The sequence below is a fragment of the Streptomyces sp. NPDC001194 genome, assembly GCF_042896985.1.
Lineage (GTDB): Bacteria > Actinomycetota > Actinomycetes > Streptomycetales > Streptomycetaceae > Streptomyces.
In genome coordinates this window covers 16,412-40,500 of record NZ_JBIAXU010000012.1, presented here as the reverse complement: position 1 = coordinate 40,500, position 24,089 = coordinate 16,412, and the positions used below count along the sequence as shown (strand labels likewise).

The following is a 24,089-nucleotide window of genomic DNA, read 5'->3' as shown; positions in this document are numbered from 1 at the left end:
CACCAGTTGCATATCTGATAGGGATCCGGACACCTTCCTGGACTCCGGGCATCCCGCCTTACCTGATGGGGTGAACCGATATGAGTGACCTGCTGGGACGACTGCGGGAGCGCGGCTGGCGCATGACCTCCCAGCGGCGCGTCGTCGCGGAGGTGCTCGACGGGGAGCACGTGCACCTCACGGCGGACGAGGTGCACGCGCGTGCGGTGGAGCGGCTGCCCGAGATCTCGCGGGCGACGGTCTACAACGCCCTGGGGGAGCTGGTCACCCTCGGTGAGGTCGTCGAGCTGTCCACGGACGGCCGCGCCAAGCGCTACGACCCCAATGCCCGCCACCCCCACCACCACCTGGTCTGCTCCCGCTGCGGCACCATCCGCGACGTGCCCCCGGCGGGCGACCCGATGGCGGGCCTCCCGGAGGAGGAGCGGTTCGGCTTCACGGTGTCGAAGGTCGAGGTGACCTACCGGGGGCTGTGCCCGTCGTGCGCCGGCCGGGCTTCCTGACGCCGGTCCGGCCGGGCGGCGGCCTCGGCGTAGCGGCGGGCCAGGTGGGCGAAGGCCTCCGCGAGCTCGGGCGGCCCGACGACCTCGAAGTCGGCGTCGAACCGGCCGATGGCAGCGGCCAGGCCGGTCCACGACCAGGAGCCGAGGACGAGCCGGCAGCGGTTCGGGCCGAGTTCCTCCACCAGACCGTCGTGGGTGTACCGGGACACCGTGGCCGCGGGCAGGTCGAGGATCACCTCGCCGAGGCAGGGCCGGCCGCCGGAGTCGTCGTAGCCCTCGAACCTGCGGGTCACGAAGGCGGCCACCTCGCCCCCAGGGACTTCACGCGGAGTGAAGCGGGGGCCCGTGGGTGTGCGCGGCTCCATCCGGTCGGCCCGGAACGAACGCCAGTCCTCGCGGTCGAGGTCCCACGCGATGAGGTACCACCGGCCGCACCAGGTGACGAGGTGGTGGGGCTCCACCCGGCGAGGAGGGAGCCCGGCGGGCGGCGCGCCGTCGGGAGCCCCCGCCCGCGGCGCGGGGGTGTAGTCGAAGCGCAGTACCTCGCACGCGCGGGCGGCGGCGCTGACCGCCATGAGCACTTCTCCGTCGACCGGGGGCCGGGGCCGGACGGAGGGCCGCTCGACCGCCGTGAAGCGGAGCATGTCGATGCGGTGACGCAGCCGTGCGGGCATCACCTGCCGGAGGGTGGCCAGCGCCCGGGCCGAGGCCTCCTCGATGCCGACGCCCGTGGTGGCCGCGACCTGGAGGGCGACGGCGAGGGCCACCGCCTGCTCGTCGTCGAACAGCAGCGGCGGGAGCCGCGTGCCGGCATCGAGCCGGTAGCCCCCGTCGGGCCCCTTCGCGGACACGATCGGGTAACCCAGCTCGCGCAGGCGGTCCACATCGCGGCGCACGGTGCGGGGACTGACCTCCAGCCGCTCGGCCAGCAGCTGCCCGGGCCAGTCCCGGCGCGTCTGGAGCAGGGAGAGCAGGGAGAGAAGTCGCGCTGAGGTCTTCGGCATGTCCTCCATGCTGCCCCCGGAAGCGGACACATCCTGACCGCATCTCCTGCGACTGTCGTCCCGTGCCGAACGACAAGAAGGAATGCCGATGACGGTTCTCGACACCCGGGCGCTGGGCCGCGCCACGCTCGCCCGGCAGCTGCTGCTCGACCGCGCCGACGTACCGGTCCTCGGCGCGGTCGCGCACCTGGGCGGGCTGCAGGCGCAGGAACCCCAGGAGCCGTTCGTCGGGCTCTGGTCGCGGCTGCGCGACTTCGACCCGGCGGCCCTGTCGGACCTGCTGGTCCGGCGGCGTGTGGTGCGGACCCACCTCATGCGCCGCACCGTCCACCTCGTCACGGCCGACGACGCCCTGGCCTGGCGGGCCCGTCACGGGGCCATGCTGCGCCAGCGGGTCCTCGGCACCTACCGCCGCGAGCTCGACGGGGTGGACCTCGACGAGCTCGCCGCGGCGGGCCGGGCCGTCATGGCCGACGGCGAGCCCCGCTCGATGACCGAACTCGCGCGGGCGCTCGCCGAGCGCTGGCCGGCCCCGGGGCAGCGGGCACTGGGGGAGATGCTGGTCGCCGCACTCGTCCCGGTGGCGCAGGCGCCGCCGCGCGGGCTCTGGCGGACGAAGGCGGGCGTGCGCAACGTCCTGCTCTCCTCGTGGCTGGGCCGCGAGATCGACCCGCCGTCGCCCGACGGCACCGACCCGGTCGGCCAGGCGCTCGTACGGCGCTACCTGGCGGCGTACGGCCCCGCCGCCTCGGCCGACCTGCGGGCCTGGTGCGGGCTCGCCGGACTGCCGGCCGCGGTGGCCGCCGTACGCGAGGAGCTGGTCTCCTTCCGGGACGAGCGGGGCCGGGAACTGCTCGACCTCCCCGACGCGCCGCGCCCCGACCCCGCCACGCCCGCCCCCGTGCGGTTCCTGCCGGCTTTCGACAACGCGATCCTCGGCTACGACGACCGCACCCGGATCATCGACGACGCCCATCGCGGCCTGTCGGTGGCCGGCGAGCGGGCCGTGCTGGTCGACGGCCGGGCCGCCGCGACCTGGAACGTCCGGGAAGGCACCGTGACGGTCACCCCGCTGCGCACCCTCCGCGCCGCGGACCGCGCGTCCGTCGCCGAAGAGGGCCGGGTGCTGGCCTTGTTCCTCTCCGGCGACGAGAGCGGCCGCGTACGCATCGCCCGTACCTGACGTCCGTCAGGCGGTCTGGCGGAAGGAGCGGACGGTGGCCGACTTGGCCAGGGCCCGGGACATCCGTACCAGACCCGACGGACTGTTCGGCGAGATCAGGACCGGGTCCGCGGCCTGCGCCCCGGGGTCCTGAGGCGCACTCTGCGCACGGCCCCACAGGACGACGGCCGTCGCCAGGGCGACCGCGTCGGCCACGGCCGCCGCCTCGTCGGCCGGACGCCCCGCCTCCAGCTCCTCCCGCAGCGCCCTCTCCCGTACCCCTGCCCGCAGGTACGGGCTGACCGTGAGGATCCCGTCGTGGATGTCCGACTCGCGCTGCGTCAACCGGATCTCGATGGGCGTCCACGGACCGCCGCCCAGCGCGATGCTGCGCCGCGTCGCGTCCTGCAGCTCCCGGGACAGCGGGCGCAGCTGCGCGTACCGTCGCCACATGTCCCACTGGCTGAGGACGTGCTGGGCGACGAGCGGCAGGACGAACCCGGTCGCGATCAGCAGCGCGGACACGGAGGCGAGGGCCGGAGCGACCTCCGTGCTGAGGACGTCCCAGTCGGCGTCCGCCCAGCGGGCCCCGATGGCGCTGAACTTCGCGATGTCGTAGAGGAGGTTCAGCACGTACCCGAAGGCGATCAGCCCCAGCCCGGTGCGCAGCGCGCCGTGGACCTCGCGCGCCCACCGGCGGCACAGGAGCGTCATGGTGACCGCCGCCGTGGTGTGCGCCGCGAGGTAGAGGAGGATCATCTCCCGGATGTACGGCGTGCGCGCGTAGTACGTGTCCAGATCGCGCAGGCGCTCGACCGGGGCCTCGCCGAGCGCGAAGAGCACGTTGATCGCGGCGATCACCGTGAGGGTCGCGATGTTGCACCAGCGGGACCACCGGCGCGTCCGCTCCGTGTCTTGGGGTCCGCTGCTCCAGCGGAAGATGAGTACGATGTTGGCCCCCGAAAAGGCCGTGAGCAGTGAGAACACGAGTGGTGCCGCCGCGTTCGGGACTCCCGTGAACCGGTTGACCGCCACGAGGGTGGGAATCGCGGTGAAGCCGAACACGGCGGTGGCCAGTACGAGGAGGACCAGGACGGACCGCAGGAGTTCGTCGCGGGGGTTGCGCCAGAGGGCGGGGAGCTTGAGGCCCGCCGCCGCGAGCAGCAGGACTCCGGGCAGGTAGAAGCCCAGTCCGTTCGAGTCGTTCACGCCGTGCCCCGCCGCTGGTGCTGGTGTTCTTCGTGCATGGTCGGGCTCAGTGGCCGCGGGTGTCGAGATGCCGGTACAGCGCGGCGTGCCCTTCGGCCGAGGGGTGCACGCCGTCGACGAGCAGTCCGGTCCTCCCGCGCAGGGGCTCCCACAGGTCGAGGAAGTCGACGTGGTGCGCCTCGCACCAGGCCCGCATGGAGTCGCGCAGCGCCCGTACGCGCGCCTGCGTGAAACGCAGGCCCTCGTAGTCGCCGGTGCGTGCTTCGTCGATCCACGTCGGTCCGACGACGACGAGTCGCGCGTTGTGGTCCAGGGCCGTGGCGGCCAGCGAGCCGAAGTGGTCCGCGAGGTGCGCGGGCCCGTCGTACGGGGCGTCCGGGCAGGAGAGCCGCACGGCGCAGTCGTTGATGCCCGCGGCGACGATGAGCGTGTCGGGGAGGCGGGGGGCCAGCAGTGCGGGCGTCTGCGCGCTGACATCGCTGAGGAAGCTGCCCGGCACGGCCAGGTTGAAGACGCGGTGTGCGGTCTCGTTCCGTGCGATGTGGGCGGCCGCCAGGTGGCCCGTCCAACCGCCGCGCGGGTCGCAGCGTCCGTACGCGATGCTGTCGCCCACGATGACGATCCGCCGGGCCGAGCGCAGCGGGTCCGCGGCCAGGTAGGCCCAGGCGCTCTCGCCGGAGGTGAGGACCACCCGCCGGCGGGCGTAGTCGTCGACTTCGTACGCATCGGCCGCGGCGAGGTCCCGGTCGGTGAGGTGGAGGACGGCCCCCTCGACCGCTGAGCCCGTCTCGCGCTCCAGGATCAGGTGCACGTCGAGGCCGCTGGCGGCGATCACGGCCGGATCGGTGATCGGGAGCGGCCGGGTGGTGTAGCCGGCCAGCGACGCCGCGGACGTGGGCACGGTACGCCCGAAGAGGGCTGTCTGCACGCGCTCGTCCCTCAACGTGCCGAAGGAGAACAGGGTATGGGGGCGTGATTCGGACACTGGGAGCCGCGTGACCTTTCTTGAAACGATTGATCAAGTCACCCTAACGGCCACCCACGGCCCTCTGAACGGGACCCCGACGATTTCGGTGGACGGCCGCCCCTGTCCGGTTCTCACCACTGCGATCGGGCCAATTCGGCGCCTGTGGACGGGTGATGACGGCGTTGGGCCGCGTCGGCGAGCCGGACGGTGCCGTTCCGTCCGCCCTCGCCGAACCCGGCTCCCGCAGCCGGCCCGCGGCGCGCGGGTGGGTGCGCCGCACCCGGGGTGACGGCGGCCTGGTCCGGTTCGCCGCCCGCGACGAGGCTGGTGGCTCCGCAACAGAGACCACCCGCCCCTCCGGCCGCTCCGGCCCCTGCGGCGAACGGAAAGAAGACCACCGTGACCGTCCACCCCGTGACCATCCACGACAACACCGGCCAGGCCGCCCTCGCGCGGATCCGCCGGCTGCCCGCCGACCGCCGGCGCATCCTGTTCACCGGCGCGACCCTCGTCACCATGGACCCGGCGCTCGGCGTCCTCGACCGCGGCGAACTCCTCGTCGAGGGGGACACGATCACCGCCGTCGGCCACGGCCTGGGCGTGGACGACGCCGTCGTCGTCGACTGCACCGGCGCGCTCCTCACCCCCGGCTTCGTCGACACCCACCGGCACGCCTGGCAGGCCCCGCTGCGCCGGATCATGCCCGACGTCGACGACCTGGGCGGCTACGTCATGGCCACCCTGGCCGGCCACGCCACCGTCTACCGGCCGCAGGACATGTACGTCGGCACCCGGCTGGCCGCCCTCTCCGCGATCGACAGCGGCATCACCACGATGCTCGACTTCTCCCACAACTCCCGTACCCGGGAGCACTCCGACGCCGCGGTCCAGGCCCTGATCGACACCGGAATCCGCGGCGTGCACGCCTCCATGGGACCGCACTTCGGCACGTGGGACCGGCAGTGGCCGGGAGACCTGACCCGCCTCAAGGAGACGTACTTCGGCAGCGACGACCAGCTGCTGACCCTGCGCCTGGCGGCCCTGGCCACCGACGAGATCGCCGGCCCCGCGCTCGCGTACGGCCCCGGACTGGCCCGCATCGCCCAGGACCTGGGCATCGGGGTCAGCGTCGACGCCGTCTTCGGCACGGCGTCCTCCGAGGCGGTGCTGCACTGGGCCGAGGAAGGCATCCTCGGCCCCGACGTCACCCTCATCCACGCCACCGGGCTCACCCCCGAGGCATGGAGGGCGATGGGGGAGAGCGGCACCACCGTGGCGCTCGCCCCCACCTCCGACGCCCAGATCGGCCTGGAGACCGCGATTCCCGCCGTGGACGAAGCCCTGTCCGCCGGCATCCGGCCGGGTCTCAGCATCGACGTCGAGGTCGCGCTGGCCGGCGACATGTTCACGCAGATGCGAACCCTGCACGCCATCCAGCGGATGCGAGCCGTCAACGCCGCCTACGGCACCGACCGGCGGCCCTCCCGCATCACCACGCAGGACGTCCTGGACTTCGCCACCCTCCAGGGGGCCCGCACCAACGGACTCGCCGGCGTCACCGGCTCGCTCACCCCGGGCAAGAAGGCGGACCTGCTCGTCGTCCAGGCCGAAGACCTCAACAACATGCCGCTCAACGACCCGATCGGCACCGTCGTCCTCGGATGCGACGCGCGCAACGTCAGCGCCGTCCTGATCAACGGCGAACCCCGAAAGTGGGACGGGCGGGTCCTCGATGTCGACCTGCCGGCGCTGCGCCGGCAGGTCCATGCCTCGCGCGACCACGTGCTGAACATCCCGGCACCGGGGCGGCGTTCGTGACCGAGGGCGGCCGCCGACTCCGGGTCACGCCGTGCGACGGGTCACGCCGTGCGGCGGGGTCGCGCCGTGCGGCGGGTCATGCCGCCCGGCCGTGGTCGGCTTCCCGGTGCATGCCGTGGCACAGCGCCCAGACTATGAAGAGGTTGACGGCGACCAGCACCGTGGCCCAGATCGGGTAGTACGGGATCCACAGGAAGTTGGCGATCGCGCCCAGACCCGCGACGAACACGCCGAGGAAGCGAGCCCACAGGGCGCCGGTGAGGACGGCGATGCCCGCCAGGATGACGATGATCCCCAGGATGAGGTGGACCCAGCCCCAGCCCGCCAGGCTGAACTCGAACACGTAGTGCCGTGTCGAGAGGAAGATGTCGTCCTTGGCGACGGCCGCGATTCCCTCGAAGAGGGCCATGGCGCCGCCGAAGATCATCAGTGCTGCCGCGAAGACGGTGCTTCCGGAGGTGGGCCCGTGCCACGGGCTCGGGTCGGCGCCGACCGCTCCGGTTCGGGTGGAGTCACTGGCCATGTCGGCCTCCTTGCTTGGCGCGGCCGTCCGGTCAGCCGAGCGTGCCGGACCGTCGCGATCTCCATCTCAGCGTGGCACGGGGGCACTCCGTCGGCACCCCGGAGTCAAGAATTCTTGACATCGTGTCGCGGGTGCTTGACACTCCGAGTGTCAGGTTTTCTTTACATCGGGAGGGGCAGTGGCGGTCGAGGAAAAACGTGCCTGGAGCATGTTGGCGGTCGCGATCGGGTCGTACGCGACGTACCTGTGGTTCGTACTGGAGCGCCCCGCCGGAGTGGCGCTGACCGACGCGCCCTACGCGAGGGCCCTGCTGGGGACGGTCGGCCTGGCGATCGTCGTGTCGATCGCCGCCCACATCGCGATCGCCGCGTCCTCGCCGAAGGACGCGAACGTCAGGGACCAGCGCGACCGCGAGATCCACCGCTTCGGCGAGTACGTGGGGCAGTCGTTCGTCGTCATCGGCGCCGTCTGCGGCATGCTGCTCGCGATGGCCGAGGCCGCTCCGTTCTGGATCGCCAACGCGATCTACCTGGCCTTCGTCCTGTCGTCGGTGCTCGGCTCCGTGGTCAAGGTCATCTCGTACCGGTTCGGTTTCCACCCGTGGTGAAGCCGACGAGGGTCACCAACACCATCCGCGCCCAGCGCTTCGCGCACGACGAGATGACCCAGGCCGAGCTCGCCCGCCGCATCGGCGTGAGCCGCCAGACGGTCATCGCCATCGAACAGGGCCGCTACTCGCCCTCGCTGGAGATGGCCTTCCAGATCGCCCAGGTGTTCGGGGTGCCCCTCGACGGCGTCTTCCAGTATTCGCCGGGCGGCGGCGCGAACGGCACGTGCACACCAGGGGACACGGACAACGACGGAGGGGACGACTGATGAGAGCCATCGTCCAGGACGTGTACGGACCGCCCGAGGTCCTGCGTCTCGAAGAGATCGACCGGCCCGTTCCCGGGCCCGGCGAGGTGCTCCTGCGCGTGCACGCGGCCGGCCTCGACCAGGGGGTCTGGCACCTCATGACGGGCATGCCCTACGCCCTGCGCGCCGCGGGCTTCGGCCTGCGCGCACCCAGGCGGCGGATCCGGGGCATGGACGTCGCGGGCCGCGTCGAGTCCGTCGGACCGGGGGTCACCCGCCTGCGGCCCGGCGACGAGGTGTACGGCACCTGCACCGGCTCGTTCGCGGAGTTCGCGTGCGCCAAGGAGGACGGGCTGGCCCCGCGGCCGGCCCGGCTCACCCCCGAAGAGGCCGCCGTCGTCCCGATATCGGCCGGCACGGCCCTCCAGGCCCTGCGCGCGGGGCGGCTGGCACCCGGTCAGCGGGTCCTGGTGATCGGCGCGGGCGGCGGGGTGGGGACGTACGCCGTCCAACTGGCCAAGGCCCTCGGGGCCGGGCACGTCACCGGAGTCTGCAGCACCCCCAAAGCCGAGCTGGTGCGCTCCCTCGGTGCCGACGAGATCGTGGACTACACGCGAGAGGACCCCACCGACGCGGCCCACCCGTACGACCTCGTCCTCGACATCGGCGGCAACCGCCCCCTGAACGCGCTGCGCCGGGCCCTGACCCGGCGCGGGACGCTGATCATCATCGGAGGCGAGACCGACGGCCGCTGGATCGGCGGCCACGACCGGCAGTTGCGCGCACTGCTGCTGTCGCCGTTCACCCGTCACCGCCTGCGGGGACTCGCCGCGGCCCCGCGCGCCGAGGACCTGCGCACCCTCGGGGAGCTCATCGGGTCCGGCGCGCTCACTCCGGCGCTGGACCGCACGTACCCGCTGGCAGAGGTCCCCGACGCGATACGCCGCCTACGGGAAGGCGGCGTACGCGGCAAGATCGCGATCCGGGTCTAGGGGGTGTCCGCAAAGTGGCGCCGGCCGCCCGGAGGGCGGTCCCGCGGCGTCCGGTGCGTGCTCTCGGTGTGCCGGGCGGAAGCCCTTGTACTGGACGTACTCGGGATTTCGCCCGGTGCGCCGAGAGTGCGTGCCGGGCGTCGCGGGGCAGGCGGGACTTTGCGGACACCCCCTAGGGGGTGTCCCCGGCGTCCCGGTCCGGGGACACCCCCGCCTGGTGATCGACCGCCGGATCGCTTCCCGAAGGTCGACCGCCGGATCATTCCCCGAACGCGCCGTGCCGCCCCGCGCCCGAGGCGAAGCGGCCCGCCCCCGCCGCGGTCTCGCCCGCGCTCAGCGGGACCAGGCCGTGGCGGTACTCCCCGGCCAACGCCTCCGGCTCCTCCAGCCCGTGCTGTTCGAGTACGGACAAACGGTCGTGGCGCATGCACAGTTGGGGGAAGGCGGCGATCTCGTGCGCCAGCGCCTCCGCGGCCTGGCGTGACCGCCCCGGAGCCACCACCCGGTTCGCGAGCCCGATCGCGTGCGCCTCGGCGGCGGCGACCGGACGACCCGTGAGGATCAGGTCCATGGCCCGGCTCTCGCCGATCAGCCGGGGCAGCCGCACCGTACCGCCGTCGATCAGCGGCACGCCCCACCGGCGGCAGAACACGCCGAAGACCGCGTTCTCCTCCGCGACCCGCAGATCGCACCAGAGGGCCAGTTCCAGGCCCCCGGCCACCGCGTGCCCGGCGACGGCCGCGATCACCGGCTTGTTCAGGCGCATCCGGGTCGGCCCCATGGGTCCGTCCCCCGAAGCGAGCACCTGATTGCCGCGCTCGGAGCCGATGGCCTTGAGGTCGGCGCCGGCGCAGAACGTACCGCCCTCGCCCCAGAGCACGGCGACGGCCGCGTCCTCGTCCGCCTCGAACCGGCGGAACGCTTCCGCGAGCTGCCCCGCCGTCGGACCGTCAACGGCGTTGCGGACCTCCGGCCGGCTCAGGATCACCGTGAAGACCGGACCGTCCCGCTCGACCCGAACCGACGCCCGCTCATCGGGCATGCCGCCCCCTCACTGGGTGTCCTCGGTGAGCGGCCCGTAGTGGTACGCGAGCTCCCGCCAGGTCAGCGCGCCGCCGGGCTGTTCCTCCTGCCCGGGCCGGGCGAACCGCGCCATCCGCCACGCGCCGCGGTTGGGGCCCTCGACGAGCCGTGTCCACGCGTCGAGGTCGGCGTCGAGCACACGGGTGGGACCGTCGTCCCCGGGGTCGGTGTCGTCGATGAGGGACCAGTGGCGCAGGTCGGGGCGCTGAGCCAGCCGCTCTTGGTAGGCGGCGGCCCGGGCCATGAAGTCGCGACCGCCGGCCGGGGCACGCTTGACGTGCTCCAGCTCGTAAGCGTTGGCGAGGCTGGTGAGCGTGTGGCGCATGTGACCAGCCTAAAAGCTTGTGCCCCGGTCCGGGAGCCGCTCCGGAGATCTACTCCGTTCCGGCTCTCGCACCCGTGCGGCATTCGAACGCTTTTGCGTCCGGCTAGGGGGTTGTCGTCGAAGTGGCTTCGTCCGCCCGCGAGGGCGGGGCCGGCGGGGTCTGGTGCGTGTGATCGCAAGGCGGAGGTGGGGGTCCCCCGCCGAAGGCAGGGGGAGGAGGCGACGCTCGCGTCGTCGACCGACGGCAACGCGGCGAGCGCGCGTGCCAGACCCCGCCGGTCAGAAGGGACTTTGACGACACCCCCTAGGGTGCTCGCCAGACGTTGGCGAACGCCGCCTTCTCGATCGACCGCCGCTGGCGTACGGCTTCCAGCTCCATCACCGCGTCGTTGACGATGGCCAGCACGGTCGTCACCGCCTCGTCGTCGAGGTCGAGCTCCTCCTCGGGCGGGCCGCTCTGCACGCCCACCACCGCCGCGAGGGCGGCGAGCACGGGCTCGTCCGCCTCCCAGCGGTGCCGTGCCTGGTGGAGGGCGGGCGAATCGGCCAGCTCCACGCGCTCCGCCCCGAAGAACGACCGGCCGCCGCGTCCCCGCGTCAGCTCGCCGTCCGCCTCGAGGGCGGCCTGGTACGCCGCGGCCAGGTCACGGCCCCTGCGCCACAGCCAGTCTTCGACCCGCTCGTACGGCACCTGCCGGGTGAGCGCCGCCGACGCCTCGCCGAGGAGGCGGTCGTCCGACTCCCAGGGACCGCCCGGAACGATGCTGTCACCGTCCAGGGTGACGACCTGCGCGCCGATGAGATCGATCAGCTCGGCCCCCGCGAGTGCGAGCGACAAGTCGCCCTGTCCCACGGGGTGGTCCGGCTGCGGATCCATGGCGATGATGAACAGGTCTTTCGCCGTGGTCATGAACGGCTCCCCTCGGAGTCATCGGCAGTGGTGCGGCCCCACTCGGCGCCAGTATCGCGCCTGCCCGTGGTCAACGGCGGGAGGGCGCTCAGCGGTCGTAGCGCCGGTGGAAACGCTCCACCCGGCCCTCGGCGTCCACGATCCGCGCGGTCCCCGTGTAGAACGGGTGGCTCGCCGACGAGATCTCGACGTCGACCAGAGGGTAGGTCTTGCCGTCCTCCCACTCGACGGTGCCCGGCGCGTGCGCGGTCGACCGGGTCAGGAACGCGGTGCCGGCCGCGCGGTCGCGGAAGACGACGGAGCGGGATTCGGGGTGGATGCCGTGCTTCATGCGGTGTCCTTCCTCATGCGCTTGGGCGGCGCGGGCCGCGTGCGAGCGTCGGGGTGTGCGTGCGTGTCTGCGCAGGTGGGCAGAGAGGGGCCTGCCGGATGGTCCGAGGTACGCCTCAGCGTTCCTCTCGAAAGTCGACGTGCCTGCCGGCCAGTGCGTCGTACTTCCGCAGGACGAGCCGGTCGGGGTTGTTCCGGGTGTTCTTGCGCGTCGTGTAGGTGGTGCCCGTCCCTGCCGTCGACTTCAGCCGGACGACGGGGCGTGTGGTGTTGCGTGCCACGTGGTGCTCCTCTCGGTGACATCCGCGCGGTGTTTGACTCGCGCATGCCAGCTGACTGCTCCAACAGGAGACCGGCCCGATGCATTCCCGCCCCGCGGTGAGACCCGGGTCCGCTCCCCGTCCGAGTGATCATCGGTGTGGGCGCGTGTGCGGCGGGACGCGGCTGCCCAGGATGGCGCCATGGCTCTTCGATCTTCGTCACTTCGCCGTGCGCTGGTCCCGTTCGTGGCCGCACTGGCCCTGTCGGCCACCGTCGTCTCCTCCTCGGCCGCCGCGGCGGAGGCGTGCGGTTCGATCATCACCGCGCCCCTCGCCGCCCCCGTCTCCGCCGACGATCCCTGTCCGAGCGCCGATCCGGTCGTGTGCCGTATCCGCGTGCTCCCGATGGACGAGAAGGTCGAGGCCCAGAGGACCCGCATCAGCTACCACGGGCTCCTCGAGGACATGCACCGGACCGCGGCCGACATGCGGAACGCCGGGGCCACCGACGAGGAGGTCGCCAGGGAACTCGTCGACATGCGCAACCAGGCCAAGGCGATCACCCGCGCGGGCATGACCCCGGAGGAGGTGCGCATCCTGGAGGAGCGGAACACGGCCAAGTACGGCAACCCGCTCGGGCCCACGGCGGACCAGCTGTACGCCAAGTACGGCACCTGGAACCAGGTCATCGACGCGTCGATGCGGACGAGCTACGCCGTCGACCGCGAACTGAGCCTCGAGTACAAGCCCTGCCCCGTGTAGAGCCCGTCCGGTGGGTCATGTGACCCGCTCCTCGCCCCGATCCGCCCGTGGCTCCGCTCCCGAGCCGTGGGCGGTCACTTCCCACCACCGCCGCTCACATGACAGGGCGGTTGGAAGACGAGTATTCATCCGCGATGGTGAAGACGCTGGCGCAGCCCGGGCATTCCGCCTGGCCGAAGAGATGGGCGATCCCTTCGGCGAGGAGGCCTTGGCCATCGCGGACGGCAGTCGCATGCATCCATCCACCGGTACCGGAGAGATCCTCGGGGGACGCCGGCCTCAGGTCCCGTCGGTCCACGTCGCCGAGGTGCCAGCCCCTGATCGCCGAGCAGGGTTTCCAACGAGACGATCATGATTCGCATCGTCGCACGCGCCTCCGACAGCGCCGCCTCGCGAGAGGCCGGGCGGACACGCCCCCACACCCCTGCCGCGGAGCCGGTGGGTCCTGGCCCGCGGGTTGCCGTTCAGCCGGCCGGCTCGTGGTCGGTGAACAGGGCGAGGAAGCTGTGCGGGGCGTTCTCGTCGAAGCACAGCTCGTGGTTCCGGGCGGCCTCGGCGGCCGCATCGGCGCTCCGGGGGAAGAGGGCCTCCTCGTACGCGGTGAGCGCGGCCTCGGGGTCGTCCGGGTGCGCGGCTATGGCGTGGGCGAGCTCGGCGCCGTCGTACATGGCGAGGTTGGCTCCCTCGCCGGCGAACGGCGACATCAGGTGGGCCGCGTCGCCGAGCAGCGTGACGCCGGGCACGCGGTCCCACCGGTGCCCGATCGGCAGGGCGTTGACGGTCCGCGGAACCGCAGGGGTCTCGCCGTCCGTGATGAGCGCGGTGAGCTCCGGGGCCCAGCCTTCGAACTCCGCGGCGACCCGGGCCGTGGCCGCGCCCGCGTGGCCGAAGTCGATGCCGGCGATCCACTCCTCCGGCTTGTTGAGCGCCACGTAGGTGTGCAGGGCGCCGCCGGGCTCCCGGTGGGCGAGGATCCCCTTCCCCGGCGCGAGCGCGAAGAGGGACCCGCCGCCGACCGCCCGTGCGCTGGCCGGGTGCCGGGTGTCGGAGTCGTACAGAAAGGTCTCGACGAAGGAGATTCCGACGTACTCGGGCTTCGCGTCGGACAGCAGCGGACGGATCCGCGACCAGGCCCCGTCCGCGCCGACCAGCAGGTTCGTCGTCACGGTGGCCCCGTCCGCGAACGTCACTTCGTGCCGGCCGCCGCCGAGCGGGCGGACCGAGGCGGCCTTGCACCCCCACTTGACCGTGTCGGCCGGGAGCGAGTCGAGCAGGATGCGGCGCAGGTCGCCGCGGTGGACCTCCGGGCGCCCGCCGGTGCCGTCGTCCGGCTCGTCGCGGAGCACCGTTCCGTCCCGGTCGAGCACGCGTGACGCTTCACCGCCCTCGTGGACGAGGCCGAGGAACTCGTCGAACAGGCCGGCGGCCTTGAGGGCGAGCTGGCCGTTGTAGTCGTGGATGTCGAGCATGCCGCCCTGGGTGCGCGAGGTCGGCGAGAGCTCCGCCTCGTAGATCGTCGCCGGAATCCCGTGGACGTGGAGGACGCGGGCGAGCGTCAGTCCTCCGAGCCCGGCTCCGATGATCGTGACATCAGTGGTCATGGCGATTTCCTGCCTGTCGCATCTGCGGATCCCTGGATCTCCGGACCCCGAACCCCTGGAATTCTGGAATGTCGTTCCACCCCACATTGGAACCCCGTTCCAGCGATGTCAAGCTGGAACGGGGTTCCAGCCATGTGCCAGGATGGGCGCATGGCAACCAGGGCGCGTCGTGCGGAACGACGGGAGGAGCCGCTCTCCCGGGAGCGGATCGTCGAGGCGGCGATCGGGATCCTCGACACGGCGGGCGAGGGCGGACTCACGTTCCGCGTGCTGGCCGAGCGCCTTGCGACCGGGCCGGGTGCCATCTACTGGCACGTCTCGGGCAAGGACGAGCTCCTCACCGCCGCCACCGATGGCGTCGTCGCCGACACCCTGGTCGGCGGCGCGTCCGCGGCGACGCCGCAGGCGGCGATCCGCGCCCTCGCGCTCCGGCTCTTCGACGCGATCGACGCGCACCCGTGGATCGGCAACCAGCTCGCCCGCTCACCGGGGCAGTCGCCCATGCTGAGGGTCTTCGAGCACCTCGGGCGCCAGGTCCGGGCGCTCGGCGCACCCCGGGCCGCCCAGTTCACGGCCGCGTCCGCGCTCCTGAACTACATCCTCGGAGTGGGCGGACAGAACGCGGCCAACGCCCACGGCCAGGAATCGGAGAAGAACCGGACGGAGTTCCTCGACACCGTCTCGGCCGCGTGGGCGAATCTCGATCCCGACGAGTACGCGTTCACCCGTGACATGGCGCAGCAACTCCGCGACCATGACGACCGAGTCGAGTTCCTCGCCGGGATCGACCTCATCCTCGCCGGAATCACCGCGTCGACATCCGACTGACCTGCGCCGCCCGCGAATCCGTGGGCGCGGGACGGGTCGCGGCCCCACGATGCGCGCGAGCGCGCCTCGGCGACGATGGACCTCGAAACCCTTGGCCCGGCCCTGCGGGCAGCCTTCGGCGGCCGGCGCCGAATCGGGCGGGCGTCAGAGGTCGATCGAGCGGAACTCGTCCAGCACGCCGAAGCCGGTGCTGTCGTAGAGGCCCATCGCGACCTCGTTCCCGCCGAACACGTTGAACATCATCACCTCGTCGCCGCCTTGCCGCGTGGCCCACTCGCCGACGGCCATCGCGGCCCTGCCGTACCCCTTGCCCCGGTGTTCCTCGTACACCTCCAGCGAGCAGCCGAAGGTCACGCCCGGCAGGAAGCCGTGGTTCACCCAGCCGGTGCCGACCACCAGGCCGCCGGCCTCCATCGCGTAGAAGGCGTGACCCGGCGTCAGGTACCCCTGCGGGAGGTGGTTCGCGAAGTCCTGGTCGGACTTCGCCTTGGCCTGCTCCGGCGTGAGCGCACCGGCCCGGACGATGTCCGCGATGTACCCCGCCTCCTCGGCGGCGTACCAGGCCGGGTACTCCTCCTCGGTGAGCGGGCGGACCGTCAGGCCCGCGGGCAGCTCGGGGTGCTCGGCCGCGGCCCGCATCCGGTTCTGTCGCCGTACGGGGTAGTTCGCGAACGTTTCCGCCCCCGCTCCGCCGGTGAGCCGGACCTCCACCCGCTCCGCGCCCTGCCCGGCGCACCACCGCTCGGCCCACTCCCGCCCCTGGGGCACCGTCAGGTCGTGGATCCGGCCCACGAGCGCCCCGTTCTCCTCCGTCACCCCGACCGCGATCCAGCCGGTGCCGTCCGTGGCCACCGTCCAGTCCTCGATCCCCTTCACCGCCCGCTCCAGCAGGGCCCGGGCCAGTGGCTCCGAACACCCCGCGGCCCGGTATCCGGCCAGCACCCGCTCCTCGAACCCGCCCCGCCACTCGGCCTGACCGGCCACCGTCCCCATCCCGTCCATCCGCCCACCCTAGGGGCGGCGACCCACAGGGCCCGGATCTTTTTTCAAGGGGCCCCGCCGAGAGCGATCGAGATTGCCGGAACATCCACCGCCGGGTACGGCTGTATGTGTTCTTTGTGGCTGGATATGATCGGCGCCTGTCGCTCGCGCGATCCTGCCCCGCCGCATCCCGAGGACCGATGTCTCCCATACCCGAAGGCACCCCAGGGCCGTCGAAGGCCCGAAGGCGGCGCACCGTGCGCCTCCGTACGATGCTCATCTGGCTCGCGGTCGTCCCCACCGTGGCCATGGGCACCCAGGTGGCGGTGACCGCCGAACGGCTGCTGGTACAGGCCGACCACCTGCGCGACGACTTGGCGGCCAGCAAGCGGATCGGCGAGCCGCTGTTCCGGCTCATGGCCGAGCTGCAGGCCGAACGCAAGATGACCGCCGCACGGTGGGCGGGCACCCCGGTTCCCGACGCCGATCTGCGCGACCTCAGGGCCGCCACCGACCGGGCCGTGGCCGAGTTCCGACGGCTCTCCTCCGACACGGGCGGCCGGCCGGAGTCCGCGCAGGCCGCGGAGCACGTGAGCGACGTGAAGTCCCGCCTCGACCAGCTGACCGCCTTCCGCTCGCGCACGGACGCCCGTACCGGCGTCGCCGCGCAGACGATCGCGTACTACAACGGCGTCATCGACGGGATCACCGGTCTCTACCAGGGGGCGTTCAGCCGCACCGACGACGCCGCGCTCGTCGAGGAGAGCCGCCCGGTCGTCGCGATGATCTCCGCGTCCGAGATGCTGGCCCGCCAGGACACGATCCTCACGCTGGCGGGGCCTTCCAGAGAACTGACGCCCGCCGCCTTCGGGGAGTTCCTCGACGACGCCGGTGCGCACCGGCACCTGTACGACACCTGGATCGTGCCGTACCTGCCGGCCGCGGAGAAGGAGACGTACGAGAAGATCACCTCCTCGGACGCCTGGAAGACCAAGCTCCGCGTCGAGAACGCCATCATCGCGCAGCACAAGGTCACCGATGCCGGGATGAAGCTCCCGGCCGATGTCGGCGCCTGGCCGGCGGCGTACGAGGAGTTCGCGGCCCAGCTGGTCGAGCTCGGGACCCGGCGTTCGCGCGATCTGCTGGCGCACGCCGACGCGAACGCCGGCGAACTCGAGACCCAGGTCTACTGGCTGGTCGGCGGCAGCGCCGGCGCACTGCTGCTGGTCGTGGCCGTCGTCGTGGTGACCACGCGATCGGTGCTCCGCCGCCTGCGGAGGCTGCACGAGCGCACCGTGGCCATCGCCGAGCAGACGCTGCCGGACGTCGTGGATCGGCTGCACCGCGGCCAGCCCGTCGACGACGCGATGCTGCCGTCCGTGAGCGGGAACCAGGACGAGGTCGGGCGGATCAACGACGCGTTCGCCCGGGTCGTGGCCGTGTCCGTCGACGGCCACCGGCAGCTCGCGGCCGAGCGGCACGGCTTCGGCATGTTCGCCTCCGGCATCGCCTCGCGCACCGGCAACCTGGTCAGCCGCCAGCTGAGCCTCACCGAGGAGATCCAGGACACGTTCGGCCACGACGAGGCACTGCTCGCCGAGTTGATGAGGTCCGACCAGCTGACCGTCGGCATGCGGCGGCAGGTCGAGAACCTGCTCATCCTGTCCGGCGGCGAGGTCCCCGACCCGCACACCGAGCCGATGCGGGTCGCCGACCTGCTGCGCGAGGCGGCGGCGGAGGTCGAGGACTTCCGGCGGATCGAACGGCACGCGCTGGACGAGGCGAGCGTCGAACCGAGCGTGATCAGCCAGATCAGCCATCTGCTGGCGGAGCTGCTGGACAACGCCACCCGGTTCTCGCCCCCGAGGTCGAAGGTGGTCATCCGGGCCGAACTGGTCTCGGACGGGCTGTCGGTGGAGATCGAGGACCGCGGGCCGCGCGTGGGCGCGGCCGGCTACGAGGAGATGAACCGGCGCCTCCACTCGGCCCCGCCCTACGCCGAACTCGCCGAGAACGCGCACCGCCTGGGCCTCTTCGTGGTCGGCCACCTGGCCGACCGGCTGAAGGCAAAGGTCACGCTCAGGCGCTCGGTGTACGGGGGCACCTCGGCGGTCGTCGTACTGCCGAACGAGCTGCTGGCACGGGCGGCCGCCCCGGCCGGATCCGCCGCAGCCCTGTCGGCGCCCGCCCCCGCTGCCGTACCCCTGCGGCGGGCTGCGCCCGAACCGCTCCCGGAACCGCCCGCCGCCGAGCGGCCCCCGGCCCCGGCCCCGGCCCCGGCCCCGGAACCGGAACCGGCGCAGCGCACGCCCGCGATCCGGCCCGTGACCGCGGAGGGCGGTACCCGCCCCGCCCTTCCGGAGCGCGTCCCGCAGACCCACATGACCAGGCAACTGCGCGCGCCGCGAGCGCCCGAGCCGGAGCCGGGCCCCGGCACGGACACCCCCGAGGAGGTCGCCGACGCCTGGGCGGACTATGAAGAGGGGACGCAGAAGGTGGAAGCCGAGCTCAGACAGGAACAGGATCAGCGATGACGACGACCCCCAACTCCGCGACGTCCGGTACTTCGACGTCGAACGACGCGATCTTCAGCGTTCTGGAGAACCATCTGAACCGGATCGCCGGCATCCAGGGCGCCGTACTCCTCTCCAACGACGGGATCCCGCTCACCGCCTATCTCCTCGACCGGGACCAGTCGGAACGCATGGCGGCCGCCGCCTCCGGGATCGCCGCCACGATGAAGGCGATATCCCGGGAGATCGACGGCGGCCGCGTGATCCGCCAGCTGGTCGAGATGGACGACCGGTACCTCTGCGTCGTGGGGTGCGGGGAGGGCAGCACGCTCCTCGTGGTGACCTCCCGCAAGGCCCGTCTCGGCGAGCTGGGCGGCGAGGCCGTACGTACGGCCCAGGCGCTCGGTGAATGGCTCGGCACGCCCGAGCGTCCCGCGGCGCCGAAGTCGTAATGCCCGAGCCCGAGATGTCGGAGCCCGAAAGACCCGAATCCCCGGCGTCGGAGGCCGAAGCGTCGGAATCCGGGGCCTCGCAGACCGAGGTCCCGGAGACCGGGGCGTCCGCACGGGAGACGTCCGGGGAGCCGCAGCGCGGCGGCCGCCGCCGTACCCGGCTCTACGCGCTGACGGACGGCCGGACCGCCGCTCCGCAGACGGTCCTCACCATGGACACGACGATCACGGCGGCCGCCGGCGCCGAAGGCCGGGGCGGCCTGCCCACCGAATGGCAGGCCGTCCTGGCCATGTGCGCCCCGCCGGGCGGGCTGGCGGTCGCCGAGATCGCGGCGCGCATGCGGATCCGGCTCACGCCGATGACGCTGCTGCTCGGCGAGCTCGCGGACCGCGGGCTGATCCACCATCAGCCGCCCTTGCAGGGGGCGGAGACCACCAACGTCCACATGCTCATGAGAATCAGGGACAACCTTGCCCGGATATGATGGATTCGACCCGTCTGTCGCCGTTGCCGGACAGGTCTCGCCTGTCAAGATCCTCGTCGCGGGAGGGTTCGGCGTCGGCAAGACGACCCTGGTCGAGACGATCTCCGAGATCGAGCCGCTGCGTACGGAGGAGCGGCTGACCGCGGCCGGAGTGGGCGTCGACGACCTCGAAGGGATCGAGTCCAAGGCGGTCACCACGGTGGCGATGGACTTCGGCCGGCTCACCCTCGCCGACGCGGGGGTCGTCCTCTACCTCTTCGGCACCCCGGGCCAGGAACGCTTCTGGTTCATGTGGGACGACCTGCTGAGCGGAGCCCTCGGCGCGCTCGTCCTGGTCGACACGCGGCGCCTGGACCGGAGCTTCCCGGCCATCGACTTCTTCGAGAGCCGCGGGCTGCCGTTCGTCGTGGGCGCGAACTGCTTCCACGGCGAACAGCCGTACACCGCCGAGGAGATCGCCGCCGCGCTGCACCTGCGCGACCCCGGCACGCCCGTCCTGCTGCTCGACGCCCGCGCCCGCACGGACGCCCGCGACGTGCTCCTCGCCCTCCTCGACCTGCTGATCAGCTCGGCGGACGCCCCCTAGGGGGCGCGAGGGGCGCGGCGGGCGGCCGTGCCGGACGTACCTCAGGAATCCGCGTCGCCGCCGGTGTGGGGCGCAGCGGTGGGTGCGGCGCCGGCGGCCGGTGCGGCGGCGAGGTCGGCGAGGATGGCCTCGGCCAGGCCCTCGCGGCGGATCCGCTGGTCGACGTAGAGCATGGCGCTCGCCAGCTGGCTGTAGCCGATCTGGAAGACCTGGCTCGCGGCGCCGCCGATGAGCACGAGGAGGAAGGCGAACACCAGGGCGGTGATGACCCCCGCCGACGGGGCGCCGCCACCTTCGGGCATCCCCTCGAGGGCGGGCACGATCGCGAACATGCCGATGAAGTTGAACGGCAGCTGGATCGCGTACGCGATCGCCCCCGCCAGCATGACGGCGACGATGGTGTAGCCGAAGATCCGCCACCAGTCGCCCCGTACCAGTGCCGACGAGCGCCGCAGTCCGGTGACCGGACCCGCACCCTCCAGCACCACGACGGCCGGGGCCAGGCCGAACCGGATGTTGAGCCAGACGGTCAGCGGCATCGCGGCCAACAGCAGCAGCGGCAGGAGGCCGAGCAGCGCGACCGCGCCGTCCCCGGATCCGGCGGTGGCCACCAGCGGCACCCACACCGCCAGGACGAGGAACACCGGGGCGCCGGCGATCACGATGCCGAGGAACAGCGCGCCGGCCACCGCGGGAGCCCGCCGGACCGAGGACCACCACAGCGCTCGGAAGGTGGTGGGGCGGCCCATCACGGCTTCCTTGAGGACCGCCGGACAGAGCGCGGCGATGACCGACATGCCCAGCACGCCGATGGCGAAGAGCAGGACGAACACGGCGACGGCCGCGACGACCAGGGGCACGACGTGCTCGGACGCCGGATCCTCGCCGAACGGCGGATCGAAGACGGGGTCGAAGTGGTCGTGGACCGCGACCACGGCGATGCCCACCACGAGGGCCATGACCGGCAGGACGATCGCCTGCACGGCCAGCACCACACCGGCCAGCGTCTTCCAGTGGCCGCGGATGGTCGCGAACGATCCGCTGATGATGTCCCCGAGGGCCAGCGGACGCAGGGGTATCACCCCCGGCTTCGGCGCCGGTGGCGGCCCTCCCCACTGCGGGGCGCCACCCCAGCCGCCCCCGTGCGCTCCCGGCCAGTTGTTCTGCGTCATGCCCGTGCTCCGTATGTCGTCCCCCTGTGGGACGGACAACATATCTCAGCTGGTCAGGGACATGGCATGCAGTCGACGCCCGGTCGCGGACGCGAGGGGAAAGCGGACGCCGCTACTTGAACGGCACGTTGACGCAGGCCAGCCGCGCCCCGGCGGTACCGGCGCTGCCGGATCCCGTGTGGGTGGTGTGCTCGTGGATCACCACGGAGCGGGCCTGGTCCGTGCGGAACCGCCAGTTCAGGGTGGACGCCGAGGCGCCGTCGCCGTGCCGGTCGGTGCTGATGTCGAGCCACGCCTCGTTGCGGGGATTGGCGTATGCGGGGTTCGTCGAGGGCAGTTCGGGGTCCACCGCGTTCTGGTAGTGCGGCCCGGAGTCGTTGGGCTTGCCGCCACAGGGCTTCTGGTGCACGTGGGCACCGAACGTCCGGTTCGCTCCCACGCCTTGGAGCCGCAGTTCCAGGTGGGTGTCGTCGCCGACCCGCTCGGTCACGGTGACCACGGCGCCGACCGGTACGGATTCGGTGTCGAACGTGACCGCCTGGTGTGCGGGCGGGCCGCCGGCCGCCCGGAACGACGCCTCGATCGTCACGTCCTGGCCGGTGACCGCGGACAGGGGCAGGAGGACGGCCAGCGACGCGGTGAGCGCTGACACGAGGAAGGACATCTACGGCTCCTGTCACCACGGGCGTCCCGGATCGCAGGCGCAACAGGGCCCGGTGCACGGCATCGTCGGGGCGCGTCGGCCGGCGCTTGCCGGGCCATGTTCCCGCAACCGGCGGCCTCGTGCAGGGCACATCGAGGGTGTCGGGCCGGTTTTCCCTGATCAGCCGCGTGAATCCCCGGGGCGCATCCCGGCGAGGCGGCGCGCGGCCCCGAGGGCGGCACCGGATGCAGGGTCAGACGGTCACGAGCGGTGCGTGCCGCTCGCTGAGCCGTCGTACGGCCCGGGCGATGCGGGGGTCGGCCGCGGCCCGGAAGGGAGCGACCGGAACTGCCCCGGCGCCGATGACGAGACCGGTACGGCCCGTCAGCGTGCTGTCGGTGGCGGCGGCGATCGAGGGCCGGGCCGCGACGGAGGCGGGGCCGGAGGTCGAGCGCTCGAACTTGCGGCGCACCAAGGGCCACATGAGCCTCAGTGCGGGGGCGACGATCTTCGGGTCGGTCATGGTGCCGTCGGTCATGTCGGTGGCGGCGCCGCCGGGGTCGGCGGCGAAGACCGATACACCGGTGCCGTCGAGCCGTGCGGCCAGGTCGAGGGTGTAGGCGAGGTTGGCGAGTTTGGCGCGGCCGTACCGGTGGAAGCCGTAGTAGCCGCCGGGCGGCTCGACGTCGTCGAACACCCGCTTGGCGACCCCGACCGCGGCGGAGGTGACGTTGACGATCCGGCTCGGAGCGGCGGCCGTCAGGGTGGGGAGCAGGAGCTCGGTCAGCAGGTAGGGGGAGAGGTGGTTGACGAGGAACGACGCCTCGACACCGCCCAGGCTCAGCCGGTCGGCGAACATCGCGCCGACGTTGTTGACCAGTACGTTCAGCGGTTCGCCCGAGGCGGCGTGCTCGGCGGCGACGCGGCCGGCGAGCGCGCGCACCTCGTCCAGGGAAGCGAGGTCGGCGGCCAGGAACCGGGCCGGGTGGGCCGGGGCGGTCGCGTTGATGCGCTCGACCGCGCGGGCGCCCCGGTCGGGGTCGCGTCCGACCACGGTGACCGCGTATCCGGCGGCGGTCAGACCCAGCGCCGTCTCCAGGCCGATGCCGGCGGTCGCGGCCGTCACCACGGCAGTTCTCTTCATCGTGCGTCTCCTCCGGGCAGGCATACGGATAGGTCATCCGCTTGGTCTGGAGCGACCGTAGCACGTATGCGGATGATGTATCCGGTTAGTCTTGCGGTCATGATGGGTACGGGTGGCCGACAGCGCCCGGGCGGCCTCGGGGCACGGGCGACACGAGGGGACTGCGATGCGAGACGCCACAGGCGAGCCGACGCCCGGCACCGGCGGGTACGACGCCGAGCTGCAGAGGCACGACGAGGTGCTGCGCCGGGCTGCCGCAGTCCGGCCCGACGACCACGTGCTCGACATCGGCTGCGGCGCCGGGCGGACCACCCGCGAGGCCGCGCGTACCGCCCGGGCGGGCAGCGCGCTCGGCATCGACGTCTCGGCGCCCGCGATCGAGCGCGCCAGGGGGCTGGCCCGGGCCGAAGGACTCCGCAACATCGCCTTCGTGCAGGCCGACGCGCAGGTCCACCGCTTCCCGCCGGAGCGATTCGACCTGGCGATCAGCAGGTTCGGCACGATGTTCTTCGACGACCCCGTCGCCGCGTTCGCCAACGTCGGGCGGGCGCTGCGCCCGGCGGGGCGCCTGGTGATGATGGTCTGGCGGGCGCCCGGGCTCAACGCGTGGGACGTCGCCATCCGCCGCTCCCTCGAAGCGGCAACGGGGCCGGCAGCCGGCGGCCGCGGGGGACCGGACCCGTTCTCGCTCGCGGATCCGGCCGCCGTGCGGGAGATCCTGCGGGGCGCGGGGTTCGTGGACGTCGAGTTCACCGATGTCCGCGAACAGGTCTACTACGGTCCGGACGTGGCCGCCGCCCTCGACTGGGTCCGCGGTTTCACGTGCACGGGCGAAGCCTTGGAAGGACTGGATCCGACTGCCGCCGCCCGCGCCGTCGGGAACCTGAGCGGCGCGCTCGCCGAGCACCTGACCGACGAGGGCGTCTGGCTCGACTCCCGCGCCTGGATCATCGCCGCGCACCGCGCCGGTACGGGTTGAGG

The 24,089-nt window shown here is 72.5% G+C and carries 27 protein-coding genes; 13 read left to right on the top strand and 14 right to left on the bottom strand.

Translation table 11 applies throughout. The features are described 5' to 3' along the window. The first annotated feature begins 80 nt into the window (after window positions 1–80). A complete protein-coding gene (locus tag ACFY1T_RS22825; RefSeq protein ID WP_030856837.1) occupies window positions 81–503 on the top strand; it encodes a Fur family transcriptional regulator in 423 nt (140 codons plus the stop codon). Here the strand turns inward: ACFY1T_RS22825 and ACFY1T_RS22820 are convergent. Further along, on the bottom strand, window positions 461–1,507 hold the full coding sequence (locus ACFY1T_RS22820; RefSeq protein WP_390789778.1) for a helix-turn-helix transcriptional regulator: 1,047 nt from the start codon (window positions 1,505–1,507) through the stop codon (window positions 461–463). The two genes, ACFY1T_RS22825 and ACFY1T_RS22820, sit on opposite strands and share 43 nt — an antisense overlap. Window positions 1,508–1,595: 88 nt before the next feature. Here ACFY1T_RS22820 and ACFY1T_RS22815 point away from each other — a divergent pair, with 88 nt between their 5' ends. After that, window positions 1,596–2,690, top strand: coding sequence for a winged helix DNA-binding domain-containing protein (locus ACFY1T_RS22815; protein WP_390789777.1), 1,095 nt, complete (start codon window positions 1,596–1,598; stop codon window positions 2,688–2,690). Between the two features lie 6 nt (window positions 2,691–2,696). On the opposite strand, the gene ACFY1T_RS22810 is transcribed toward ACFY1T_RS22815, so the two are convergent. Both ACFY1T_RS22810 and ACFY1T_RS22805 read right to left on the bottom strand, forming a co-directional pair. Then, a complete protein-coding gene (locus ACFY1T_RS22810) occupies window positions 2,697–3,878 on the bottom strand; it encodes an MAB_1171c family putative transporter (protein ID WP_390789776.1) in 1,182 nt (393 codons plus the stop codon). A gap of 46 nt (window positions 3,879–3,924) precedes the next feature. Next, window positions 3,925–4,863: a GDSL-type esterase/lipase family protein gene (locus ACFY1T_RS22805; RefSeq protein WP_390789775.1), complete on the bottom strand. Its 939-nt coding sequence runs from the start codon at window positions 4,861–4,863 to the stop codon at window positions 3,925–3,927. Between the two features lie 396 nt (window positions 4,864–5,259). Between ACFY1T_RS22805 and ACFY1T_RS22800 the strand changes: the two genes are divergently transcribed. Then, window positions 5,260–6,663: an amidohydrolase family protein gene (locus ACFY1T_RS22800; RefSeq protein ID WP_390789929.1), complete on the top strand. Its 1,404-nt coding sequence runs from the start codon at window positions 5,260–5,262 to the stop codon at window positions 6,661–6,663. A gap of 76 nt (window positions 6,664–6,739) precedes the next feature. On the opposite strand, the gene ACFY1T_RS22795 is transcribed toward ACFY1T_RS22800, so the two are convergent. Beyond that, window positions 6,740–7,090 (bottom strand): hypothetical protein, encoded by a 351-nt coding sequence (locus tag ACFY1T_RS22795; protein ID WP_390789928.1) that lies wholly within the window; start codon window positions 7,088–7,090, stop codon window positions 6,740–6,742. A gap of 304 nt (window positions 7,091–7,394) precedes the next feature. On the opposite strand from ACFY1T_RS22795, the gene ACFY1T_RS22790 reads away from it, so the two are divergent. From ACFY1T_RS22790 to ACFY1T_RS22780, 3 genes are read left to right on the top strand one after another with little or no spacing between them, the layout of a single operon-like run. After that, complete coding sequence (locus ACFY1T_RS22790; RefSeq protein ID WP_390789774.1) at window positions 7,395–7,793, top strand: hypothetical protein; 399 nt, start codon at window positions 7,395–7,397, stop codon at window positions 7,791–7,793. Beyond that, window positions 7,694–8,062, top strand: coding sequence for a helix-turn-helix transcriptional regulator (locus ACFY1T_RS22785; RefSeq protein WP_390789927.1), 369 nt, complete (start codon window positions 7,694–7,696; stop codon window positions 8,060–8,062). The genes ACFY1T_RS22790 and ACFY1T_RS22785 overlap by 100 nt, the downstream gene beginning before the upstream one ends. Beyond that, complete coding sequence (locus ACFY1T_RS22780; protein WP_390789773.1) at window positions 8,062–9,033, top strand: NAD(P)-dependent alcohol dehydrogenase; 972 nt, start codon at window positions 8,062–8,064, stop codon at window positions 9,031–9,033. The genes ACFY1T_RS22785 and ACFY1T_RS22780 overlap by 1 nt, the downstream gene beginning before the upstream one ends. A gap of 259 nt (window positions 9,034–9,292) precedes the next feature. Here ACFY1T_RS22780 and ACFY1T_RS22775 read toward each other — a convergent pair whose 3' ends face one another. The 5 genes from ACFY1T_RS22775 to rpmG form a co-directional block, all read right to left on the bottom strand. Next, a complete protein-coding gene (locus ACFY1T_RS22775) occupies window positions 9,293–10,075 on the bottom strand; it encodes a crotonase/enoyl-CoA hydratase family protein (protein WP_390789772.1) in 783 nt (260 codons plus the stop codon). Between the two features lie 9 nt (window positions 10,076–10,084). Next, complete coding sequence (locus ACFY1T_RS22770) at window positions 10,085–10,441, bottom strand: hypothetical protein (protein WP_390789771.1); 357 nt, start codon at window positions 10,439–10,441, stop codon at window positions 10,085–10,087. A gap of 304 nt (window positions 10,442–10,745) precedes the next feature. Beyond that, window positions 10,746–11,351: a GPP34 family phosphoprotein gene (locus tag ACFY1T_RS22765; RefSeq protein WP_390789770.1), complete on the bottom strand. Its 606-nt coding sequence runs from the start codon at window positions 11,349–11,351 to the stop codon at window positions 10,746–10,748. An 88-nt stretch (window positions 11,352–11,439) separates the two neighbouring features. Then, window positions 11,440–11,682 carry a type B 50S ribosomal protein L31 gene (locus ACFY1T_RS22760; RefSeq protein ID WP_390789769.1) on the bottom strand — a complete coding sequence of 81 codons (243 nt, stop codon included), beginning with the start codon at window positions 11,680–11,682 and terminating at the stop codon, window positions 11,440–11,442. A 115-nt stretch (window positions 11,683–11,797) separates the two neighbouring features. Further along, complete coding sequence (gene rpmG / locus ACFY1T_RS22755; RefSeq protein ID WP_385574764.1) at window positions 11,798–11,962, bottom strand: 50S ribosomal protein L33; 165 nt, start codon at window positions 11,960–11,962, stop codon at window positions 11,798–11,800. Window positions 11,963–12,142: 180 nt separating this feature from the next. Here rpmG and ACFY1T_RS22750 point away from each other — a divergent pair, with 180 nt between their 5' ends. Then, window positions 12,143–12,703, top strand: coding sequence for a hypothetical protein (locus ACFY1T_RS22750; RefSeq protein ID WP_390789768.1), 561 nt, complete (start codon window positions 12,143–12,145; stop codon window positions 12,701–12,703). A gap of 464 nt (window positions 12,704–13,167) precedes the next feature. Here the strand turns inward: ACFY1T_RS22750 and ACFY1T_RS22745 are convergent, their stop codons facing one another. Next, window positions 13,168–14,304: an FAD-dependent oxidoreductase gene (locus tag ACFY1T_RS22745; protein ID WP_390789767.1), complete on the bottom strand. Its 1,137-nt coding sequence runs from the start codon at window positions 14,302–14,304 to the stop codon at window positions 13,168–13,170. A gap of 150 nt (window positions 14,305–14,454) precedes the next feature. Here ACFY1T_RS22745 and ACFY1T_RS22740 point away from each other — a divergent pair, with 150 nt between their 5' ends. Next, the gene (locus tag ACFY1T_RS22740) at window positions 14,455–15,132 is read left to right on the top strand and encodes a TetR/AcrR family transcriptional regulator (RefSeq protein WP_390789766.1); all 678 of its coding nucleotides are present in this window, start codon (window positions 14,455–14,457) and stop codon (window positions 15,130–15,132) included. Window positions 15,133–15,276: 144 nt separating this feature from the next. On the opposite strand, the gene ACFY1T_RS22735 is transcribed toward ACFY1T_RS22740, so the two are convergent. Beyond that, the gene (locus ACFY1T_RS22735) at window positions 15,277–16,134 is read right to left on the bottom strand and encodes a GNAT family N-acetyltransferase (protein WP_390789765.1); all 858 of its coding nucleotides are present in this window, start codon (window positions 16,132–16,134) and stop codon (window positions 15,277–15,279) included. Between the two features lie 236 nt (window positions 16,135–16,370). Between ACFY1T_RS22735 and ACFY1T_RS22730 the strand changes: the two genes are divergently transcribed. The 4 genes from ACFY1T_RS22730 to ACFY1T_RS22715 are packed head-to-tail and all read left to right on the top strand — an operon-like array spanning window position 16,371 to window position 20,149. Continuing rightward, entirely contained in the window at window positions 16,371–18,647 is a 2,277-nt protein-coding gene (locus ACFY1T_RS22730; RefSeq protein WP_390789764.1) for a nitrate- and nitrite sensing domain-containing protein, read from the top strand. Then, a complete protein-coding gene (locus ACFY1T_RS22725) occupies window positions 18,644–19,078 on the top strand; it encodes a roadblock/LC7 domain-containing protein (RefSeq protein ID WP_030856876.1) in 435 nt (144 codons plus the stop codon). The genes ACFY1T_RS22730 and ACFY1T_RS22725 overlap by 4 nt, the downstream gene beginning before the upstream one ends. Then, window positions 19,078–19,563, top strand: coding sequence for a DUF742 domain-containing protein (locus tag ACFY1T_RS22720; RefSeq protein ID WP_390789763.1), 486 nt, complete (start codon window positions 19,078–19,080; stop codon window positions 19,561–19,563). Before ACFY1T_RS22725 ends, ACFY1T_RS22720 begins: the two co-directional genes overlap by 1 nt. Then, complete coding sequence (locus ACFY1T_RS22715; RefSeq protein WP_390789762.1) at window positions 19,550–20,149, top strand: ATP/GTP-binding protein; 600 nt, start codon at window positions 19,550–19,552, stop codon at window positions 20,147–20,149. The genes ACFY1T_RS22720 and ACFY1T_RS22715 overlap by 14 nt, the downstream gene beginning before the upstream one ends. Window positions 20,150–20,190: 41 nt before the next feature. Here ACFY1T_RS22715 and ACFY1T_RS22710 read toward each other — a convergent pair whose 3' ends face one another. From ACFY1T_RS22710 to ACFY1T_RS22700, 3 genes are all read right to left on the bottom strand, one after another. Further along, the gene (locus ACFY1T_RS22710) at window positions 20,191–21,321 is read right to left on the bottom strand and encodes a hypothetical protein (protein WP_390789761.1); all 1,131 of its coding nucleotides are present in this window, start codon (window positions 21,319–21,321) and stop codon (window positions 20,191–20,193) included. Window positions 21,322–21,433: 112 nt separating this feature from the next. Continuing rightward, on the bottom strand, window positions 21,434–21,985 hold the full coding sequence (locus ACFY1T_RS22705) for a superoxide dismutase family protein (protein ID WP_390789760.1): 552 nt from the start codon (window positions 21,983–21,985) through the stop codon (window positions 21,434–21,436). Between the two features lie 232 nt (window positions 21,986–22,217). Then, on the bottom strand, window positions 22,218–23,108 hold the full coding sequence (locus tag ACFY1T_RS22700; RefSeq protein ID WP_390789759.1) for an SDR family NAD(P)-dependent oxidoreductase: 891 nt from the start codon (window positions 23,106–23,108) through the stop codon (window positions 22,218–22,220). Between the two features lie 166 nt (window positions 23,109–23,274). Here ACFY1T_RS22700 and ACFY1T_RS22695 point away from each other — a divergent pair, with 166 nt between their 5' ends. Next, the gene (locus ACFY1T_RS22695; RefSeq protein WP_390789758.1) at window positions 23,275–24,087 is read left to right on the top strand and encodes a class I SAM-dependent methyltransferase; all 813 of its coding nucleotides are present in this window, start codon (window positions 23,275–23,277) and stop codon (window positions 24,085–24,087) included. Window positions 24,088–24,089 lie beyond the last annotated feature (2 nt).